Here is a 4148-nt window from a genome sequence, read left to right as displayed (position 1 = left end):
CGATATAATGTAAAAGACATTGACCCTGCGGAAAATTTTATATTGTCTTTTTGCGAAGATGAAAAAAAGAATCTTTGGATAGGAACAGATGGCGCAGGTTTGAAATATTGGAACAAAAAAAATAATACCTATACTATCTACAATACGACGGCAGCTTCATCTCATAAGATCAGCAGTAATTTTATCACTGGAATAATTAGGGATAATAATAATGATATTTGGGTGTCAACTTGGGCTGGAGGAGTAAACAGAATTAATTCTGCAACCAATGCGATTACCCAGTTTTCATGTTATAATTCATTTACCAAACAGATTGAGAAAAACATCTGGTTTGTATATAAAGATCTTGACGGGGATATTTGGGCCAGTGCGACCAATGAAGGCTCTTTGTATTTATTTGACAGAGTTAAAAACAGTTTTGTGCTTTTTAATAAAACTATTGATAACCTGCAGTGCCTTGTCGAGGCAAGTGACGGTAAGTTTTGGGGCTGTAATTATACATCACTATTGGCAATCGATAAAAAAGACAGAAAATACAAGAAGTACCTTATTGGGAATCCTATAAGGTGCATACATGAGGATAAGGACAAAAATCTTTGGCTGGGTACTCAAGAAGGAGGACTGCTGCTGTTTGACAGGAAAACAAATACGTTTAAAAGGCTGACTACAGATGACGGATTGCCTTCCAATACGATTTTGAGATTGCTGGAAGATAAATCCGGAAATTTATGGATGAGTACTTACAATGGAATCTGCCGATTTGATAAAAAAAACAAAACATTCAGAAATTTTTCGATAAATGACGGACTGCAAAGTAATCAGTTTAGTTTTAATGCCGGTCTGAAATTATCTACAGGAGAATTTCTTTTTGGGGGAATAAACGGTTTCAACTCTTTTTTTCCAGAAGACATAAAAGAGTTTAATCAGAAGAATAATTTACTGTTGACCGATTTTTATCTGAACAATCAACCTATTGAAGAAAGTAAGAACGAATTCATTTCGAAATGGGATTCCGGCAGAATTAAAGAAGTTAACCTGCCTTACGATCAGACTACCTTATCAATAGAATTTGTGGCATTGGATTATAATAATGCCGATAAAATTAATTATGCCTATTACTTAGACGGATGGGATGATCGCTGGAATTATGTAGGTCAGGCCCGAAAGGCAAATTATGCGAAACTGGCAGAAGGCAAGTATATTTTTAAAGTTAAAACAACCAATTTTAGGGGAGGCTGGAACAAAGAAGAAAGCTTGATTACGGTTATTGTCTCACCGCCATGGTACAGATCCTGGTGGGCATACAGCTTTTATTTATTGGCAGGAGCAGGAATTATCTACGCCTACATCCGATATAATAAAAACAAGGAAAAATTAAAGTATCAGGTAAAAATTGCCGAATTAGAAAGGGTAAAGGAAAAAGAAGTTGCCGAAAAGCAGTCATCAATGTTTACCTATATCTCTCATGAGTTCCGTACACCTTTGTCTTTGATTATAAATCCATTAAAAAAGGCGATTAAAAAAGGCAATGTCGAAAATAGTTCTTCGGTAAGTGATTTAGTAATTGCGCATAGAAATGCAAGAAGGCTTTTGAGTTTAGTAGATCAGCTGCTGCTTTTCCGAAAAGCTGAAAATGATGCTGATGAACTCAAAATGTCTGTTATAAATGTCAATAATCTCTGTTATGAAATTTATCAGTGTTTTGTAAATCAGGCAAAAGATAAAAATATTGATTATACTTTTCAGATACCGGAAAACAATATTGAAATAATAGGTGATTACGAGAAAATTGAAATATCCTTGTTTAATCTGATTTCCAATGCTTTCAAATTTACTCCAGCCGGGGGAGAAATCTGTCTTCATTTGTCAGAAACTCAAACTGATGTAATCATAGAGGTTTTGGACAACGGGACTGGAATTGCAGCAGATGATTTGGAAACTATTTTTGAGAAATTTAAAAGAGTGAATTCTAAAGTGCCAGTGGGAGGTAGTTCAGGTTTTGGAATCGGGCTATTTATTGTTAGGTATTTTGTCGAAAAACATAAAGGAACAGTAAGCTGTACCAGCGAAATTGGAAAAGGCAGTACTTTTAAACTGACGTTTTTAAAAGGACAAGATCATTTTGAAGATTTACATATAAGTATTGTTGCTCCAAAATTGAGTCCATTGGTCCAAGAATTAATGACTGATGATGTAGAAGAGATTAATGAAGTATCTGCCAATGCTGCTTCAGAGCAGGAACTGCATAAAGTGATGCTGACAGATAAACGAACGCTTTTAATCATAGACGATAATACTGATATCAGGAATTATCTGATCAGGCTTTTTTCAGATACACATATAATATATAGTGCAGATAACGGAGAGGAAGGTTTGAAACTGACTAAAAAACACATGCCTGACTTGGTGATCAGCGATATTGCGATGGATGTGATGGATGGTCTTGAATTGTGTCGAAAAATTAAAGAGAACAGCAGTTTGTCTCATATTCCAGTGATACTGTTAACTGCGTCCAAAAATCCTGAAACACATCTGCAGGGAATAAGTGACGGAGCAGATGATTATATAACCAAGCCGTTTGATGATGACTTGCTCGTAGCCCGTGTTGAATCGCTGTTGAAAAGCCGAAGCAATTTAAGAACCTACTTTTTGGACAGTATTACGCTCAAAGAAAATACTCAAAAAGTCCCAGCTGAGTATCAGGAGATTTTAAAAAAATGTATTGCTGTTATTGAGGCTAATATTCATAAACGAGACTTTACCATTAAAAATTTTGCCATTGAGATGGGGATGAGTCATAGAACGCTGTACACTAAAATTAAAATTATTTCCGGACAGACATTAAATGCTTTTATACGTTCCATCCGAATAAGAAGAGCTGCCATGTTAATGCTCACCGAAAATATGAATATTGCCCAGGCAAGTGTTGAGGTAGGTTTTGAAGATCCAAAATATTTTAGGCAGCAGTTTGTCAAACTCTTTGGGATGACACCATCAGAATATATCAAGAAGTATAAAAGTTCTTTTAATTCGGATCTAAATATTATAAAATAAACTTTGGCAGGTTACACTTGGCTTTTGTATTGAAGACGGTATTCGCGCGGTGATATTTCCATAACCAACCTGAAAGATTTTGAAAAATGAAACGGGTCATAATAGCCCAATTGATAAGCGATCTCTTTTATTTTCATATTGCTGAACTGCAAAAGGGAGCAGGAATTCTGAACCTTTAGCTGATTGTAATAATCCATAGGGGTAAATGATGTTTTTTCTAAAAATAAAGCACCAAAATAAGAACTCGAATAGCCGACATGCTGTGCAATATCATGAAGCGTTATTTTATTTGTCAGATTGTTTTTCATGTAAATGATACTCATGGGTATTACATCTAAAACTTCTGTATCTGCTGTTTTTATTTTTAAAAACTGATCTGTGTATTTTATACTGGCAAGAAAATGCTGCAGACAAATACTGGAATATTCTAAGTTATCGGGATTGAAACCCATTTCTAGATTCTGATATATTTCTTCGAATAAGTTTAATCTGTCTGTTGATCGGCTGTCGTTTAGATTTAAAATTTTCCCGGAAACAGCAGCATGTAAAGAGTTTGAAGTTCCTTTAAAATGTAACCAATAAATGCTCCATGGCTTTGATATTTCGGCTTCATAGCTATGCGCTTTGTGTGCAGGAATAATAAATGCCTGATCTTTAGTAAGCGAAAATTTTTCATTTTCAAAAGTTATAAACCCTTTTCCGCTTTCACAATAAATAAGAATGTTTTCAAGTGCGCCTTTTGACCGTTTCCGGAAATGATATTTTGCATTCGGGTAATACCCAATATGTGTGATGAAAGCGTTTTTTGTCAGTTCATTTTCAGACTGAAAGTTTCGCACGCTGTAAGGAACAACGATTGCTCTTTCGCCTTTAAATCCATCTGCTATTTGATCCATAGTAAGGTTATGATTAATTTTAAAAGAAAAACCATAGGGTATTAAAAAACAAATTTATGAAATAATGCAATCAATGAGAAATCATGGTAATATACATATTCTGCAGTAATGTTACTTAAAAATAGGTATTATGACACAGTTTTAAATTTTTAGTCAGATATTTTATCAATTATTATTTGTGAATTCATTAAAATTAAA

General features: G+C 34.4%; 2 protein-coding genes. One reads left to right on the top strand and one right to left on the bottom strand.

All coding sequences use genetic code 11. The features are described from left to right. The coding region (locus tag VFS71_RS10085) for a response regulator (RefSeq protein ID WP_326401069.1) at nt 1-3054 on the top strand (3054 nt) is incomplete at its 5' end. 11 nt (nt 3055-3065) lie between these two features. On the opposite strand, the gene VFS71_RS10080 is transcribed toward VFS71_RS10085, so the two are convergent. Further along, nucleotides 3066-3950: an AraC family transcriptional regulator gene (locus VFS71_RS10080; RefSeq protein ID WP_326401068.1), complete on the bottom strand. Its 885-nt coding sequence runs from the start codon at nt 3948-3950 to the stop codon at nt 3066-3068. Between the last annotated feature and the right edge of the window lie 198 nt (nt 3951-4148).

Source organism: Flavobacterium sp. (assembly GCF_035760125.1).
Lineage (GTDB): Bacteria > Bacteroidota > Bacteroidia > Flavobacteriales > Flavobacteriaceae > Flavobacterium.
This window is presented reverse-complemented; position numbering and strand designations above follow the sequence as displayed.